Annotated in this window: 10 protein-coding genes; 2 read left to right on the top strand and 8 right to left on the bottom strand. The window is 33.3% G+C overall.

All coding sequences use genetic code 11. The features are described 5' to 3' along the window. Window positions 1-16: 16 nt before the first annotated feature. The 3 genes from HGP29_RS24645 to HGP29_RS24655 all read right to left on the bottom strand — a co-directional run bounded on the left by HGP29_RS24645 (window position 17) and on the right by HGP29_RS24655 (window position 4,941). A complete protein-coding gene (locus tag HGP29_RS24645; RefSeq protein ID WP_168885128.1) occupies window positions 17-2,311 on the bottom strand; it encodes a polysaccharide lyase 6 family protein in 2,295 nt (764 codons plus the stop codon). 289 nt (window positions 2,312-2,600) lie between these two features. Next, a complete protein-coding gene (locus HGP29_RS24650; RefSeq protein ID WP_168885129.1) occupies window positions 2,601-3,542 on the bottom strand; it encodes a helix-turn-helix domain-containing protein in 942 nt (313 codons plus the stop codon). A gap of 274 nt (window positions 3,543-3,816) precedes the next feature. Continuing rightward, window positions 3,817-4,941 (bottom strand): acyltransferase family protein, encoded by a 1,125-nt coding sequence (locus tag HGP29_RS24655; protein WP_168885130.1) that lies wholly within the window; start codon window positions 4,939-4,941, stop codon window positions 3,817-3,819. Window positions 4,942-5,162: 221 nt separating this feature from the next. Here HGP29_RS24655 and HGP29_RS24660 point away from each other — a divergent pair, with 221 nt between their 5' ends. Then, window positions 5,163-6,113: a helix-turn-helix domain-containing protein gene (locus tag HGP29_RS24660; protein ID WP_168885131.1), complete on the top strand. Its 951-nt coding sequence runs from the start codon at window positions 5,163-5,165 to the stop codon at window positions 6,111-6,113. A gap of 40 nt (window positions 6,114-6,153) precedes the next feature. Here HGP29_RS24660 and HGP29_RS24665 read toward each other — a convergent pair whose 3' ends face one another. From HGP29_RS24665 to HGP29_RS24675, 3 genes are all read right to left on the bottom strand, one after another. Beyond that, on the bottom strand, window positions 6,154-6,603 hold the full coding sequence (locus HGP29_RS24665) for a cold-shock protein (protein WP_168885132.1): 450 nt from the start codon (window positions 6,601-6,603) through the stop codon (window positions 6,154-6,156). A 232-nt stretch (window positions 6,604-6,835) separates the two neighbouring features. Continuing rightward, window positions 6,836-7,630: a DUF2071 domain-containing protein gene (locus HGP29_RS24670; RefSeq protein ID WP_168885133.1), complete on the bottom strand. Its 795-nt coding sequence runs from the start codon at window positions 7,628-7,630 to the stop codon at window positions 6,836-6,838. A 166-nt stretch (window positions 7,631-7,796) separates the two neighbouring features. Further along, window positions 7,797-11,291: a T9SS type A sorting domain-containing protein gene (locus tag HGP29_RS24675; RefSeq protein WP_168885134.1), complete on the bottom strand. Its 3,495-nt coding sequence runs from the start codon at window positions 11,289-11,291 to the stop codon at window positions 7,797-7,799. A gap of 266 nt (window positions 11,292-11,557) precedes the next feature. Here HGP29_RS24675 and HGP29_RS24680 point away from each other — a divergent pair, with 266 nt between their 5' ends. After that, a complete protein-coding gene (locus tag HGP29_RS24680; RefSeq protein ID WP_168885135.1) occupies window positions 11,558-12,004 on the top strand; it encodes a hypothetical protein in 447 nt (148 codons plus the stop codon). On the opposite strand, the gene HGP29_RS24685 is transcribed toward HGP29_RS24680, so the two are convergent. Both HGP29_RS24685 and HGP29_RS24690 read right to left on the bottom strand, forming a co-directional pair. Beyond that, window positions 12,001-13,533 carry a caspase family protein gene (locus HGP29_RS24685; RefSeq protein WP_168885136.1) on the bottom strand — a complete coding sequence of 511 codons (1,533 nt, stop codon included), beginning with the start codon at window positions 13,531-13,533 and terminating at the stop codon, window positions 12,001-12,003. The two genes, HGP29_RS24680 and HGP29_RS24685, sit on opposite strands and share 4 nt — an antisense overlap. Window positions 13,534-13,756: 223 nt before the next feature. Continuing rightward, window positions 13,757-17,257, bottom strand: a complete 3,501-nt coding sequence (locus HGP29_RS24690; RefSeq protein WP_168885137.1) for a T9SS type A sorting domain-containing protein — start codon at window positions 17,255-17,257, stop codon at window positions 13,757-13,759. Between the last annotated feature and the right edge of the window lie 583 nt (window positions 17,258-17,840).

Below are 17,840 nucleotides of genomic sequence, written 5' to 3' on the forward strand. Positions count from 1 at the left end.
CGCTTAATTTCTTTTCTTAAGATCCTTTTTTCGTAGATTCTTGAAACCCTATTTGCATCGATTTCTTCTTGGATAAAGCCTGTTCTTTCGACATTTCAGAAGAAACTGTTGTTATATTTTCTCCCAATCTTGGGTAATAAGATTCGAACCTTCCCGATTCAATACTTAAGATATTATTGATATTTGCTACTGCCCAATTAGGGTCTTCAAAGCGTATTGTTCTACCTGATCTACCAGAATTAAAGAAAAACAGTTGATCTACATTTAATTTCTGTACTCCCCACAACAACACTGCACTTCCTAATTCTTTATTTCCAACATCGATAAAATCGCAATTTGTTAGTGAAACATAAGGACCTGTTGTCGACTCATCGTTCCCTAATCTTGTGATTTCCATTGCTCCGGTCATCACATTTTCAAACTTACAATTATCAATAATTACCTCCTCTGCACTATATCTACCCTTGTTTTCAGCTTGTCCATTAATATTTAATGCAACACCTGATATATTGTAAAACTCTGAATTCTTGATTACAATTTGATCCGCAAAAGTGCTTGTGTAAGCTCTAAAAACACAATAATCAGAAGCTTCAAAGTGATGGAAGGAACAGTTATCAATCACTAAATTATAATGTTGGATCATTGGTGATTTTGATGTTGATATCCCAGCTTTTGCAATGCCAACTTGAGATCTACCATTCAAATCTAAACCTTCAATTGTCAAGCTTCCACCGTTTTCAATCACAAAAAATGATTTCTGCTTAGGGTTATTCTCATAATAAAGCTTTACCCTATTTTCTGATTTGTTTATTATGGCTAACTCAACTTTTAGATGAATAGCATCTTCAAAAACTATCTTTTCTGATGTTATTTCTATTACTGCTCCATTCTGTGCTTTTTCCACTGCTTCTACTAATGAAGTATAATCCTCTACTTTATAGTGTTCTTTACTTAATGCTTTCACAGTGTTAGATGCTTGATACCAACTCGGTCCACACACCTCTTTTGTTACTGGAACTTTTGGTTGGAATGATTTACTCTCATAAAGACCTGCTTCATTTTTTGTAAAACTTTCCTTCAATGGCTTCATTCCTTTGTTGTATTTAAGAGGAGAGCCATCATTTTTATATTTGTTGTTTTTAAAAGTAAAACCCGAAATATCATCCAATACTGTAAATACTTCTTTCTTATCAGTATAGTAGAAAGTATTGTTCTGAATAGTGATATGATCTGGTGTTTGTGTTCTTTCTCTATCTGATCCAACACACAACTCTATATGGTCACAATTAAAAAAGTAGTTGTCTTCAATATTTACATTATGTGCTCTGATATATCTATTAGGTAAAGAGTTCGGAACTCCATTCATTACCGGTAGAGCTCCGAAAAATCTCTTTCCTTTTAAATCTTGGAAGTAATTGTTCTTAATTGTATGTCCACCATTAATTACTCTTACTCCACCTGCATTCTTAGAATCCTCTCCTAAGAAATAATTACCCGATACGACATTTCTATCGCCATGTCTTAATGCTAACACACCATCACAAGCCACAAATAAATTATCTTTTATGATATTTTCTGAAGATTTTATGGAAACCACTTCTACCTCTCCTGAGCATCTGTCAAACAAGTTGTTTTCTATAATCGTTTGTGATGACTCATTACAATAAGTGGAAACACCTACTCTTAATGTCTCTCCTCCATTCGAACCTAACTTTGGACGGTAACCAAAATGATTATGATGAATGTGGTGTTTATTTTCTCTTGACTCTAAGTTGTTTAACTTAACTGCCATAAGTACACCTGCATTCAACTTCCCTCCAAAGTAGCAATGATCGATTTCGTTTTCTTTACCATACACTTCAACCCAAGATGTTTTTTCGAAACGATCTGCAGGATTATAATGATCCACAACGACATTGGTCATACGGCAATATTTTGCCACTTGATCTTTTATTTTAAATTTTATCGCCACTCTACCTTTAGCATATCCTTCTCTGAATACTAAACCATCTACCACCAAGTGTTCACCTCCAATCTCTAAAGATGAATTACCTGCAAGAATTGTTTCTCCTCTTTTTTCAACAGTCAAAACAATAGGTTGGTCTGCTGTACCCTTACCTTTAAATTTTATCTTCACATCCTTCCATACTTGTGAGGCCATAATGATGGTATCCCCTGGATCAGCATTATTAATTTGTTGTTCCAGTTCATCAATAGTCGTCACTTTGTTCTCTTTGAGTGTGTCAAAAGACATCGCTCCAAGAGTTGTTAGTACTGCTATGCAAAAAATTGTGATAGTATAATTTTTCATTTCAGATTCTCTAGATTGAGTAATTCGAAGTCATTGTGTCCAGCCAATATTAGATTGAAGTCTAATTTTAACTTTACTGGTTATTGGTTGACCAAATATGATAAATGATTTTTTATTATCCTAAATATGGGTAAAAAATACTCTTATAAGTCGAATATTTTTTTTGATTTTCTGAGTATTATTCAATTATCAACTAAATAAAATACTATTTAGTATTTGATAAGTACATAGGGTATTTCGAGATAATAATTCTTATAAATAAAGAAAAAACAGCTATAACAATGTGTATTTAAGGGTTTTCAAGCTCCTCTTTTTGTTTTTTCTGATACTGTTTAGGTGTAATGCCGAAAGCTTTTTTAAAAACAGACGCAAAATGACTCATATTTGAAAAACCTAGATCTACAGAGATCATACTCACTGTCTTTTTCCCTTCTATTAAAAGGTCCTTTGCTTGATCCAACCTCACTTGTTGCTGAAATTGGTAAATTGGTTGGCCAAAAGTTTTTTTGAACTGAATCCTCAATCCACTACTACTTAACCCTGCTAACTTGGCAAGACGATCAACCTCAATTGGAGGACCTATATTTTCTAATATCATCGCCCTTACTTGTATCAACCCATGAAAGTGAATTCTAGTTTCGTGATGTTCACTCGAAGTATCTTTTTTCGATAATTGATCGATTAATAAATGGAATAAATAATAGGTACAAGAAAACAATAACTCGTCTAAATAATCTGAAGTTTTTATATCCAATAATTTATAGAACCCGCCTTTGATCGCTAAGCTCATTTCTTCAAAGACTATATATTCTTTATCAGACTGGATATACTTAGCAAGTTTTTGGGATTTCCCGATCATCTTATAAAAGTAGTCGAACTTTACTCTTAAAATCACGAGTTGTAAGGGTTGATCGATAGCTAACTCCCAAGTGACGTTTCTTTTTTTATTCGAGAACAATGCTCCATTCAATGGAATATTAATTTTGCCTCCGAAAAGAATAGATGAAGCATCTCCGAATATGATTGTGATGAACTCTTCTTCATCATCATACACATATGGGCTTCCCTCTAATTTTTGATATAAAATGGCATCCACTCTTACCATCTTGAAATTTTCATTAAACTGGTAATAATCGACAAGTCCTTTTCCGACATGATTATCAAACTTCAGAATGTTATCCTGAATCTCTCCATGTAAATTGATATTCCAATATTGTAAAAGTTCCTTCAAAGTAGTGATCTTTTGTGATACAATAAGATACTACATTATCACTTTTTTAAAGAGCCTTAGACTCAATTTTTATTTTTTCAGATAACGTTAGGGTTTTTGTAGTGCTTTGTCCCTTCTTAAAGTGAAGATAAAATTGGAATACTTAAACGATCAAAGTCATAAACAACAGAATAGATTTAAATGCTTTCTACGCTATCGTAGACTATTTACAATAAAAAAATCCCCTAAAGAACTTTATTTCAATCTTTAGGGGATTCCAGTTTTTCTATTTTCTTTATGATCTCTTTAACCACTTAGAAGACCACCATTTTCTAAGTGGTTCATCATAGAACTTCACAGCTACCCAAGCGATAAGTATCGAAAGTATAAATGTCAATGCACCGTATACAAAAGCCATTTCGTAAGATGCTTTTCCTTTTAATACTTCATCGAATACCCAAGCTGTATATAAATAGATTAGAGGATAGTGAGTGATGTAAATAGGATAAGATATATCCCCTAGGAACTTCGCTACCTTCTTTGTTTTATTGCTCTTAATTTCTCCATTTGCTCCTATGTAAACAATAAGAGGAAAGATTATTAAAATCACTAAACCCTCATATAAACCATTCATCCATATTTGTTCTCCTCCAATTCTAGGAACAGACAGTACTACAGTCATAATTAAACTACACCATAAAAATGCATTTTTAATATGGGTTGGTTTCATCAGTCTAGACAATAATAAACCACTTAAAAACGGATATGTTAATCGGATAAAACCAATTTTCAATTCTGTTTCATTGAGAGCCCAGCCCCCAGCCATATCGCCTCTTTCTCCTGTTACAGCATAATGCATTAATAAAGCACCTGCGATAACTGCCAAAATAATTAATATGATGTTCGGTAATTTTCTAAGAATAAAAGCATACACCGTATAGGCAATGTATTCGAAGAATAAAGTCCAGCCCGGTCCATTTAAAGGATACATCTCTTGCCAACCTCTAACATCCATAGATTGACCTACAGGAATCATTGTAAACCCAATGACCATTACTACCAATACTTTCCATATTGGAGCATCGTTAATTAATGGAAATAGTTCTGGAGATGCTTGTGCATAAAGTGTTACTGCTCCAATAATAGAACCGATAATCACCATGGGTTGTAATCGGATGATTCTCCTTTTGAAGAATTCTGTTAGGGTCATTTTATCCCAACGGTTGTCGTAAGCATAACCAATCACAAAACCTGATAAAACAAAGAAGAAGTCTACTGCCAAATAACCATGATTAATTATTTGATCTGGTCTGTTTCCTAATGCAAATGCTTCCAGTATGTGAAATAGAACGACAATAATTGCTGCTACACCTCTGAGACCGTCCAAAATCTCGAAATGTTTGTTAGTAGATTTAATCATTATGACTTTATAGTTGAGTTAATATATCGATAAAACAATTTATCACAATACTTATTTATGATGTTCAAAATAAGAATTTTTTCCTCAGATATCATTAGCTCTCAGTATAAATTTATAATGAAAAAAAGCTAACAATTCTATATACAAATCTGAAAGTCAGTACTTATTCAAAAAGTCTATTTTTAATCGTGTATTTTAAATAATACACCTAAAAAATAACTATGAAAACTATTTATGGTAAAGACCGCCCGAAGATTCCATACATTGACTTTATACAACAAAAATTAGGCGGTGAAAAAGTATCTGATATTGAACTGCGTATTGATAATGAATTATCTACTGCAAAATTTATCGTTGTTGAGACAGACCAATATCGAATTACAGGCTTTGAATATACAGCAAAAGAAGATACACAATTTCAAATTGTACATGACCCCAAATACGATTACACACTAAGTATTTTCGCGAGAGATGTTATTTACTATAAAGAAGAGGAAGAGAGAGAAATTAGTGTCCCCAATGGGTTTATCTTTGCAAAAGGAACACAGAAGATGGCCATCAACTTTAAGAAAGGAGTAACAAAGACCCAAATGGTCTATGCATTTAACAAAGGAAATATCTCTGAGTATTTACTACAAGTGATTGATACTTTAGACCATTTCTTTTACCACTCTGGAAATGAAAATATCACTGCATGGAAGAGTTCCTTTACACAAGAACTACGCAATAATATCCATGAACAATTCAGAAAAGAATTTGTGACACATAAGTTGATGGAGTTGAAAGTGATTCTTCACAATACATTGTACCAATTTAATGAAAAGAGTGATGATGTTCTGTTTACGGACTTCGAGATAAATGCCGCTTTTTCTATCAGAAACGATATTAATAAAGATTTTACACAACGCCCTAATATCAAAAAATTAGCGTTAACATATGGAATCAACCATACTAAACTAGGAAAGATATTTAAGGAACTTTTTGGTAAAACGATCTACAAATATTTTAAAGATGAAAGACTCTTTAAGGTAAAAGAGTTAATTACTAACACCAATAAAACATTTACTGAAATTGCTTACGAATATGCTTTTACAGACGTGAATCATTTCTCTAAATCCATTGTCGATGAATTTGGTATGACTCCAAGTGCTATGAGAAAAGAAGGAAAATAAAAAAACCACTTTCCGTTCTGAAAAGTGGTTCTTATATATATTATGACTTGGTAATATCAACACATGATTTTCCTTTAGGAGTATCAATAACGTTGAATTCAACAAAATCTTTATCTTTAATATCAAAGTTTGGATCTACATCATTGATGTGGAAGAATAACCTTTCTCTTCTTTCTTTTTCAATGATAAAACCAAATTTCTTTTCAGTATTGTAGAAATCTACTCTTCCTTTTTTCTTACTAGGAGCCTCATTGTTTCTAGATACTGAAATTTGAATATCCTCCAGTTTTATTTCTTCTTTCTTTTCTGTCGGATCTGGTGGAGTATCAACAATATTGCCATATTCATCAACATAGGCCATCATGCTTTCCAAATCTCCACTACCTTTGTTCTTTTTTTGGGCTTCTTTTTTGGCTAGCTTTTCTTGTCTTTTCTTCTGCTTTTTTTTCTCTTTCTCTAATTTATTAAATGCTTGTTGCGATTTTGCCATTTCGATCTTTTAAAGTGAATTGCCAAGTATAACTACTATATAAGAATGAACATTTAATAAATTAAACTGTTTTACAAATTCAAGATGAAAAATGAAAATAAATATGTAGTCATGTGTATTCAAATACGAATACCTTATGCAATTATAAAGGTACGGATATTCATTCTGACATCATAATAAAGTTGACGTTTGTAAAGATAATAGACCTATTAAATAACAGATGTTCAATTTGTTAGTATATTTTTAATTTAATAGGTGGTAAGAAAATGTCAAATTCAATTTGGTTTGTAATCAGTACTGAGTGTGGGTTGTTCATATCTTTTTGTGATAAAAAAACCAATTTCTCGAGAAATCCAAAGTACAAATTTTGAGGTTTTGCCTGATATAATGAAAACTTTGGATGCCATATCTCATACGTACCAATCTCCTGTTTTGGTAAGTTGTAATAACCTTTTACGGGGTGAGTTAGAATTAAATATTGTTCATCGAGGTCTTTAAAACCTTCTAATAAAGTCATCTCTTTTGTAGTTCCAATGAGATCTATTTGTCCTTTTCCAAAAGAGGAAGAAAAATCAACTTGATACTTTCTGTAACGGTCACCTTCCATTTCAAAACTTAATGAATACTTACCATACTCCCAAGGCATATTCCAAAAATATTTGGGTAGTATATGTGTCACAGAGCCTAAAGTTGTTCCAAAAAACCACGCCGCATAAGATCCATCTCGTTCATCTATCACATAAGTTCTGAAATTGGTTTGAAAAAAATTAAACTTTAAAAAAGGGAACAGTTGACAAAAATGAAAATCTACATCTTTGAAAGGAACTACACTTACCAAAGCAAATTCATCGCCCGCTTCATCTTTAAAACTCCATAGTTTAAATGGCTTTGGAATCAAGTGTTCAATCTTTCTGATAGGAACTTTATAACTGATGATTGCAAAATGTTCAAGTATTGTGTTCACATCAATACCGCTTTTGGATGGTCTCTGAGTAATTCGTTCTTGGAGTGTCTTGGCTGATATCATGTACACTAAGTTAGTGCTGAAAACTCATTTATTTCTCTTAAAATAAAAAAGTAGATTGAAAAGTAGTTGACAGTAACTGCCAATACTTTTCGAATCTACTAGATAAAGAAGATGTTTGTTAGTACTTAGTTTAATAAATCGATATATACTTATTGAAAATAGTTGATTAATTGACAATTAACTTTTTAAGTTGTCTTTCTTTTTTATTGATATATTCTACGATATATACCCCTGAGGCTAACTGAGAAGTATCCCATCGTAAACTATTGTTGTATGAGCTATCTACTAAAATACGGTTTACTATTTCACCTAATTGTGTATAGATATTTAACTGAATAGCATCGGATGAAGTATTGAAAAACTTAAAAGTAAGAATACCTTTATTGGGATTTGGGTACATTAAAAACTCTCCAGTAGCCTCTTCTCCCATAGTGATCTCTTGAGGAGAGAATACTTCCATTTTTCCATCAAAATCTAGCTGTACCAATCTATAGTAAGAAGTTCCTTGAAATGGTGTAGTATCTTCTGTACTGTAATCATTTCTTACTGAAGTAGTCCCTTGTCCTTTTATAAAGTCTACTTCATGCCAATGTTTTTTATCCACTGACTTTTCAATGTAGAAACCATCGTTATTTAGCTCTTGAGCCGTTGACCACTTCAATTCAACGATACCAGTATTCACTTCAGCTGTAAAATCGATTAATTCGACTGGTAAATCTTCGTTGATAGATAGGCCTGGAGTAAACTCATAGTTTGAAAGCCCTGACATCACTCTTAACCCTGAGGCTCCTGATGGAATCTCTCCGGCATTAAAAGAAAAAGCCTCTGTCTTTATAGCTAATAGTTTATCTTCATTGCCCGGAGTATCGTCTCGTTTAAATTCTTTTGGCGGGTTACCAATGCCCGATCTGTGCTCCCAAGTCATATTATTCGATAAAGAAGAATTATCTCTCGTTAGCACTCTAAGGTTATCCGACTTATCTTCCCCATCTACCTCTGTGATATCTGCATTTTCTAAAAAGAACGTTATTTCTGTTGATGTTGCCTTATTCGGATTAATACGCCACATCCCGTCTTCATACTTTTTAGAATACTGATCACTTGGAATATCACCTCCAATGGCCTCATCTACATACATTGCTTGCCATGTGATTAGATTTGCACCAGCACTAACAGTTCGATTAAAATCGGTTAAAGGAGCTGGCCCAACACCTGCAAGGTAAAATCCACTTGTTCCTCCAATTGGGAAGTAAGCACTACCTCCTTGATCTACAATAAACGATGCTTTACCTATGATATAGCTGTCTTTACTGATTGCAGAAGATTGTTTTTCGTCTGTAGTAGTATCCCAAGTCAATAGACCATTTGCATTTAGTAATCCATTATTGAAGATGACATTGTTGGTAAATACTTCATAGTCTCGTACTACCAAACCTGGTTGACTTCCCCCTACTGACTTGTCGATGATTAACTGACCAATTCTAAAATCAGTATCAAAGTCAGCTGAAATATAAGACTGTCTTGTCCCCGAAAATTTTATTACGGGATCACTAGCACCTGATCTTTTTACGACCTCTGTACCTTTAAAGAAGTTTCCTGTCAGTGTCATGATTCCCGAACGGTAATTAAATTTACTGTTGCTTCCATCAAAAGTAACATTACCATCTACAGTCAATAAGCCATTAGTACTACCTCCATTAGAAATTCCTAATTGTAATGTTCCTTGGATGGTTAGATTGGTTTTATTTAATGCAATTTCTGAAGTTGAAACGGCAGTCATAAAACCTCCATTTTCGATAATAAGAGATGCTGTATCTATTGTATTTACACTGATTTGATTACTACCTGAAATCCAGATATTCATACCATCAGTAATCTTTCGAATAGGGTTTTCTCCACCAACTGTAGAGGTAATCAGTTCATGTTGTACATTATCGGCAAATCTTAATCGACCTTTTACCAATTCGATATGGAATAAACTTGGATCGTAATTTCCATCACCATCAAGACCATTATTTGGGGTGGCAGAGTTAAATTCTAACTGATAGGCTTCATTAGTAGATATAATCTGTACTTGATCTTTTACATCGGGTCTTTCTATTCTTACCTTTTTGACCTTTGTAGGGCCGCCAATCTGAAATCTTTGATAGTAGGTGTTATCATTGTCTTTCGACCCTTCACCTTCGAATCTTACTAGTGTGTTTTCTATATCTACTTCACAACCATCAGAAATATTAAAATGCCCTCTGATCATTAACTCCCTATCATTTCCATCATCAATGATCTTAGAAGAAGAGTAGAGTACAAAATTGGAATCCACCTCCATATCATGCGTCAATTTTATCGTTGAATTATATACCTTCAACGTATCATAGACATGTACATCAGATCCAAAATCAAATTCATAAGCTCCAATATTCACGATAAGGCTATTAAAATTGAAAGTACTATAACGATCATCAGACAAAGCTACATCACTATTATTATTAAGGTCATCTGCTGAAAAATGGAAAATCCCTCCTCCTTCAAGATAGAAGGTTTCATTGCCTAGTAAATCACAATTGGGTAACTCATTGGCATATGTTCTATACGTACCTGTACCTTTGAACGCATGGAAATTATGGTTGATATACTCACGAGCATTAACGACTGCATTTTCATCAATCATCAACTCATTTAAATTCACATGATTTTCAATCATATTTATTGTATGCCCTTTCATTACAAAAGCTTTATCTCCTGTTACAGGGTATGAATAGGGTGCATTCCCCACATCAAGCGTGGTACTATCTAGTGACCATGCATTGGTACCATCCCAAGATGTACTTGAAGCTGTTGTAAACCATTGACGTTGTTGGATCTTGTATTTATCCTTGATATAGTCTTTCAAATCATCTTGTTCACTGAATGAATCATTGTAAACAATAACCTCTGCAATTTCTCCTTGAAAGAACATATTTGTATTATGAACTAAACGACCTAACTCAATATTACTCCAATTTCCGTCTCCATTTGTTCCTTGCACTAAATCTCTTGAAGTAATGTATTCCACCTCTACAATTTCCCATTCATTATAGGTCCAGGCATCATCTCTTGGATCTGTATTATCATGATATTCATCGGATAAGGAATTAAAGTTGATAGCATGTTTTGCTGTTGGATTCCACTCACTATTACCATCTAAACTAAAAGTATAGGGTACATATTCTCTGCCCAATCCTGCATTTACAACTCTACTTCTTGTTTCTAAAGCTACTTGAGTATAACGATCTCCAAAAAGCATCATTAAATCTGTGCTATTATTATACAGAGGTTTGAAACTAGATTTGTAAACGATAAAGACACGCTTTACATCTGAATAAGTCACATTCGATTGCAACTTTAAATATCCATTATCTGAAAATTTAACAGCAGAAAAGTCTGTGTTTAGACCATTGTATTTTACATCGACTACTTCAAGGTCTGTTGTTCCATCACTGACAAAAGAAGCCCCTTGAATCTGTTCTACCCATGTTACCTTACCATCTCCTCCTACCGTTAGGCCTTGATCAGAATCTAAGTGGAAAACTAGACCTGATGTTGGCAAAGTCTGTGAGTATACAGTGTTAGAAAAAAAGTAAAGACACAAAGATATAAGTAGTGTTAGTTGTATTGTTCGCATAGTATAATAAGTGAAATTTAATTCCGTCCTGGCTTATTCTAAAAAATTCTTAACGGTAATATTAGAGGATAATCTTTCAATAAATGGGGACGAATTTTACTTAATCTTCAAAGAGACACCTACAACAACAATTTTTAAACGCTTAACAACAAAGTACTATAAATATGGAGAAGATCTTTCAAAAACATTAATGAGGATATTACCTTAAAAACCCTTATTTTAATAGTAAAATCGACTAGTTTTCATAAAAACAGCCTTAAAATAAAATGATAAATCAAGTACTCCCAGCAACAATAAATAATGAATATAAAGGACATAAATTAGCTCTTTATGTCTTTTACTTGATCACTGTAATGACAGTGGGAAGATCGCTGGTTCATATGTTTGCTACAGATGGAGGAGCACAAAGTATCGCTACTATTCCCTTAGATAGTTACTCTACTCCTGCTGCTCAAACTGTCATTCTTATTTTTGCGTTATGGGGGCTTTCACAACTCACAATGGGTGTATTCTATGTTATCATCATCTTCCGTTACAAAAGTCTTATTCCGCTTATGTATATCTTTCTTTTTATAGAATATGCAATGCGTTTAGTAATGATGTATATGAAACCAATTATCACTGAAGAGACTGCTCCTGGTGCAACGGGCAATTACATTTTTATACCTCTATCGATTGTTATGTTTATTCTTTCTATGAGAAAAAGGAGTTAGTATGTTCTTAAAAACGCACCTTTAAGATTGATATCTTCTGTATGAGATTTTATATACTGTTGATATTTGACTGCATCTTCTTTTGTTGCATAATGGTTTAATATCACTCTGTAATATGTTTTACCCTTTACATGTGATTTCTGGATATAAGGAGTTCCCAACTGTTTATCGTTATATACTCTTGCTTTGGTTAATGAATAGACCAAGGATGTATCTGAAAATATTTGAATACCATATCCAGAGAAATCTTGAAGTATCAAATCAGTATTGTAAATCTCATTCAGCTCAATGTTATCGTTGGTGGGTAGTTGGCTACTTTTAATAAATGCTCCTTGGATATGTTTATCTTGAGGGTACTTCTTCTTTAATGATTGCAATTGCTTATCTGCATAACTTCGATCGTTATATCCACCTGTTAATAGACGATACCATTCTTTCCCTTTGATGTTCACTTTTTCAACTTTTAAAGTGAGTTCAGGATAATTTTTATAAACTCCGATGCTCTCCTGCAACTCATTAAATGATGGTTCTGATAGAATTTGAGTATAATATTTAGCTGGTAATAATTCATTGTTCGAAAGGTCGTATACTTTCCCTAAAGCATATGTGGGTATAGAACTTCTAGATCGAAAATCTTCCACACTTGGTGTATATTCTTTTTTTAGAACAATCCCTGCTTTCGAATTAGACACCCCTAATATATAATCTGCTCCAGGTTCATGATCCCCAAAATGACCGACTACTGGTTGAGATTCCATTCTAGACACATAACTATACAAGTCGCTTCCTGTAATCACAGACTTTTGAGATGGCAGTACTCTTAATGCTTCAATAAATTTATAGGCAAATGGCGAATGATGCCCTTTTACTCCATCCAATACAGGTTCTAATCCGCCAGAGGTAATGACAGACCTTGTGGTTAGCTTTAGTTTTCTCTCAGCAAATTGTACTGCTTCCAGTTCATCATAAATATTTGATCTATAAGCTGATCTATAGTTCTTCATTTTCTCATTAAAAGAACCACTAAAACAAACATCTAATACTACTAACACTTGTTTTGCTGGTAACTTATTTATCAGACTGTTTAAGGTATTGTAAGAAATATAGGTTTTACGATTGATATCATCGGCTAATGGCTTTGAATCCTTGGCAACGATAAACCCATCATCAAAGATTTGGTCATCATAATCTCCATGCCCTGCCACAAATAGAAAAAATCTATCATTCGCTTTTAATACTTTATGATAACGTATCAATGTCGATAGTATCTGATTAGACGTAGGATTTCGTAATATTTCAGTATTATACCCCATATCTTCTTCTAAGATAGCTCCAACAGTTTCTGCATCATATACCGGATTGTTAAGGTCTACCCAATCAGGTTTCCCATCATATTTATCCGTTCCGATGAGTAGAGCAAAAGTTCTACTTTCAATAGTATTTTGCTTTAACTGTAAACCTTGAGCTTTAGAAAAGGAATAAAAAGAAATTAGAAAAAGAACAGTGATAGGTAAAAGTCTGATTTGCATGGAGTATTCAAATAAAGTCGAGTTTCTTATTTAAAGTTATGACTTTACAATCAACTTTTAAATTTTTAGTACAGAAACCTACACTCAAAATCACTCCTTCCGATAAAAGAAAAAAGTAGATTGAAAAGTAAAAGGTGGATACTCCCAATACTTTTCGAATCTACTTTAAAGTTCTATTATCTCTGAATACTTAATTTTATCGACATCTATCAGAATGCGATATCTAATTGACAATTAACTTTTTAAGTTGTCTATCTTTTTTATTTATATATTCTACTATATATACTCCTGAGGCTAACTGAGAAGTATCAATTTTTAAACTATTGCTAGTTAAAGCATCTACTTTTGTACGATTCACTACTTCTCCTAATTGTGTATAAATATTAAGTTGAATAGTCGAAGAAGATGTTTCATAAAACTTAAAGTTCAGTACTCCCTTATTGTTCGGGTTCGGGTACATTAAAAACTCTGCTGCCACCAATTGTCCAAAAGATATTTCTAGTGGCGAGAAAACTTCCATTTTCCCATCTAAATCTACTTGGACCAAACGATAATAAGAAACCCCTTGATAAGGTGATGCATCTACAGCACTATAATCGTTTCTTACAGAAGTTGTACCTTGACCTTTAATAAAGTCTACTTCATACCAATGTTGTTTGTCTACTGATTTCTCAATATAAAACCCATCGTTATTAAACTCTTGTGCTGTCGACCAATTTAACTCAACAACACCTGCGTTAATTTCAGCTGTGAAGTCAATCAATTCAACAGGTAAGTCTTTCTCTATCGATAACCCTGGTGTAAATTCATAATTCGAAAGTCCAGACATTTTTTTTGAAAAGTCCAATGGAATTTCACCAGCATTAGTGAAAGTAAACGCTTCTGTCTTTATCGCTAATAGCCTGTTTTCACTACCTAGTGTATTATCCATTTTAATTTCTTTTGGAGAATCACCAATGCCAGGTTTATGCTGCCAAGCCAAGTTATTCAATAAAGAAGAGTTATCTCTAGTTAAAACTCTTAGGTGGTTAGACAAACCCTCCTCATTAGCGATATCAATATTCCCCATGAAGAGTGTTAACTCTGTAGAAGTTGTCTTATTAGGGTTGATACGCCACATGCCCTCTTCGTACTTTCTGAAGTATTGATGGCTAGGAATATCTCCACCAATTGCTTCATCGACATACATTGCTTCCCATGTGATTAAGGGAGCACCTGTTCTTACTGTTCTATTTGTACCAGACAAAGGAGTAGGCCCAATCCCTGCCAAATAAAACCCATTGATTCCACCAATTGGAAAATATGCACTACCACCTTCTTCTACAATAAAGGAAGCCTTACCAATAATATAGCTTTCTTGATTGATAACAGAAGTTTGTTTCTGCCCTGTAGTTGTATCCCAAATTAAGAAACCATTGGCATCAAGTAGTCCCTTATTGAAGATGACATTATTGGTATACACTTCATGGTTTTCTATCACTACCCCAGGTTGATTAACGATCGACTTGTCAATAATTAACTGTCCTAATCTAAAGTTGGCATCGAAACCTTCTGCAGAAATATGAGACAAATTAGTACCTGCGAATTTTATTATAGGATCACTAATACCAGGCATCTTTTGTAGCTTCGAAGTAGTCTTCAAATTACCATGAATAGTAAATACACCAGAACGATAGTTTAACTTACTATTCTTACCCTCGAAAATAACATCTCCACCTACTGTTAAGAAGCCATTACTATTTCCTCCATTAGAGGTACCTAACTGTAATTGACCTCTTACTGTTAAATTCGTTTTGTTGAATTCAGTTTCAGCATTAGACATAGCAACCAAATACCCTCCGTCTTCAATAATGATCGAAGCTGTATCTTTAGTATTGACATTAATCTTATTATTATTTCCTGAAATCCAGATATTCATATCTGCTGAAATTTTTCGAATCGGTTGTTCTCCTTCAACAGTAGAAGTAATCAATTCATGGCTAATGTTATCAGAAAATCTCAAACGACCTCTGACTAATTCGATACGGAATAAACTCGGGTCGTAATTTCCTTTACTATCAATACCATTGTTTGGTGTGTTGGGGTTAAACTCTAATTGATATTTCACCTTCGAAGATCGAATCTGCACCTGATCTCTTACACTAGGTCTATCGATTCTTACTTTTTTAACCTTTGTAGGTCCACCAAATTGAAATTGTTGGTAGTAACTATTAAAATCATCTTTTGAGTTCTGGCCTTCAAATCTCACCAACGTATTTTCCATGTCAATCACACAGCCATCATTGCTCACAAAGTGTCCTCTAAGCATTAGCTCTCTTTCATTCCCATCATCCATTACTTTTGCTGGATAAGTCAGAATAAAGTTGGAGTTCACTTCCATATTATGAGTAAGCTTTAATGTAGAGTTGTTTACTCTCATTGTATCAAAAACATGTACGTATCTACCAAAGTCAAATTCAAAAAAGCCGACATTGACAATTACACTATTAAAGTTTAATGAGTCATATCTATCATCTGAGAAAGTGACATTACCATGGTTGTTTACATCAGCAGTAGAGAAATGAAAAATACCTCCACCTTCTTTATAAAATGGTTCCTCCATTAATAAATCACAGTTAGGCAGTTCATCTGCGAAAGTGATGTACGTTCCTTTACCTTTGAAAGAATGGAAGTTATGATACTTAAACTCACGAGTATTTACTACAGCATTTTCACCAATAGTTAACTCGCTTACATTCACATGGTCTCCCATGATGTTTATTGTATCCTCTTCCATTATATAAGCCTTGTCTCCTGCTACTGGATAAGGATATGGAGCATCACCTATAGTAAAACTTGTACTGTCCAATGACCATGAGCCTGAACCGTCCCAAGATTTAGCTGATGCAGTAGTAAACCATTGACGCTGCTGAATTTTGTATTTATTCTTGATGTATTCTTTAAGGTTTTGTCTATCAATAAATGAATCATCATAAACAATAATTTCTGCAATTTCTCCTTGGAAGAACATCGTAGTATTATGAACCAGTCTACCTAATTCAATTCTACTCCAGTTACCATCTCCATTTATTCCATGCACTAAATCACGAGGTGTATTATATTCTACCTCTACAATTTCCCATTCATTGAAAGACCATGCATCATCTCTTGGATCTGAATTATCATGATACTCTTTCGATAAAGAATTAAAATTGACAGCATGTTTTGCAAGAGCAGTTTCCTCGCTTTTACCATCAAAGCTAAAAGTATAAGGAATATATTCTGCTTCATTCACTTTTTGGTTTCTTGTTTCTAAAGCTACTTGAGTAAAACGGTCACCAAAAAGCATCATAAGATCTGTACTACCATCATTTAAAGGTTTCATGGTAGATTTATAGACAATAAATATTCTTTTTACACCCGAATATCTAATATTATTGAGCTGTGGTTTTAAGTATCCACCTCCGATAAATTTTACGGCATGGAAATCTGTATTTATACCATCATGTTTTACATCAACTACTCTAAGGTTAGTAGTTCCTGCAGTCACAAAAGAAACATTTTGAACTTGTTCGACCCAAGTCACTTTTCTATCAGCACTTACCGTTAGGTCTAGATCAGAAGATAAATGAAAAACTAGTCCTGATCCTGGTAATTTTGTCGATGAATGTTGTGGGTATACATTATTAAGAGAGAAGTAGAAACACAACAATACAACGAGAAAAGGTAGCTGTTTTGTTTGCATAGCGTTTAAAATGAAACGGAGTTCACTTGTTTAAGTATAACATGTAATTAATCGCAAAATTATAATTACACCTTAAGCTAAATAGTGACAATCATCACCAAAAACACAAAGAGATCTAAATAATAACACATTTTAATTCTACAGTAATAAAAAGGATAAAAAATCGACTATTTTTCTCTATTTTTAACATTAAAAATTCAAACACAAAACACTAATTACCAATTATTTACCAAACTAAAAAGTAATTCAAAAACAGAGTATATTAACGAAGTCATAAATAATATAAAATTAGCAATACACCCCCAATTTATTGAACTTTACTAGGATACTAGAGATGTGATAATTTAGAATAAAACAACGTAGAAAAAGACAATTACAATCTTAAAATAATCACATTTAAAACCACACCGAAAACACTGTAACTGTATCCTTCTTACTTTAAAAAATATTTTACAACAGATTGAAACTTGTAAACGCTATAGTATTCCATTATTTTATCAAACACATTTATTTCCGTTGACAACTGAAATCAAAAACTTTATAAAACCACTCCCAACTACGTATACGAAACCTTTTCTTTCCA

Origin of the sequence: Flammeovirga agarivorans (assembly GCF_012641475.1) — a bacterium.
Taxonomy (GTDB): domain Bacteria; phylum Bacteroidota; class Bacteroidia; order Cytophagales; family Flammeovirgaceae; genus Flammeovirga; species Flammeovirga agarivorans.

What these genes read in the sequence shown, in the direction of transcription:
- HGP29_RS24645 (WP_168885128.1), bottom strand. Translation starts at nt 2,311, where the DNA reads ATGAAAAATTATACTATCACAATTTTTTGCATAGCAGTACTAACAACT.
- HGP29_RS24655 (WP_168885130.1), bottom strand. Translation starts at nt 4,941, where the DNA reads ATGATTAAATCTACTAACAAACATTTCGAGATTTTGGACGGTCTCAGA.
- HGP29_RS24660 (WP_168885131.1), top strand. Translation starts at nt 5,163, where the DNA reads ATGAAAACTATTTATGGTAAAGACCGCCCGAAGATTCCATACATTGAC.
- HGP29_RS24665 (WP_168885132.1), bottom strand. Translation starts at nt 6,603, where the DNA reads ATGGCAAAATCGCAACAAGCATTTAATAAATTAGAGAAAGAGAAAAAA.
- HGP29_RS24670 (WP_168885133.1), bottom strand. Translation starts at nt 7,630, where the DNA reads ATGATATCAGCCAAGACACTCCAAGAACGAATTACTCAGAGACCATCC.
- HGP29_RS24675 (WP_168885134.1), bottom strand. Translation starts at nt 11,291, where the DNA reads ATGCGAACAATACAACTAACACTACTTATATCTTTGTGTCTTTACTTT.
- HGP29_RS24680 (WP_168885135.1), top strand. Translation starts at nt 11,558, where the DNA reads ATGATAAATCAAGTACTCCCAGCAACAATAAATAATGAATATAAAGGA.
- HGP29_RS24685 (WP_168885136.1), bottom strand. Translation starts at nt 13,533, where the DNA reads ATGCAAATCAGACTTTTACCTATCACTGTTCTTTTTCTAATTTCTTTT.
- HGP29_RS24690 (WP_168885137.1), bottom strand. Translation starts at nt 17,257, where the DNA reads ATGCAAACAAAACAGCTACCTTTTCTCGTTGTATTGTTGTGTTTCTAC.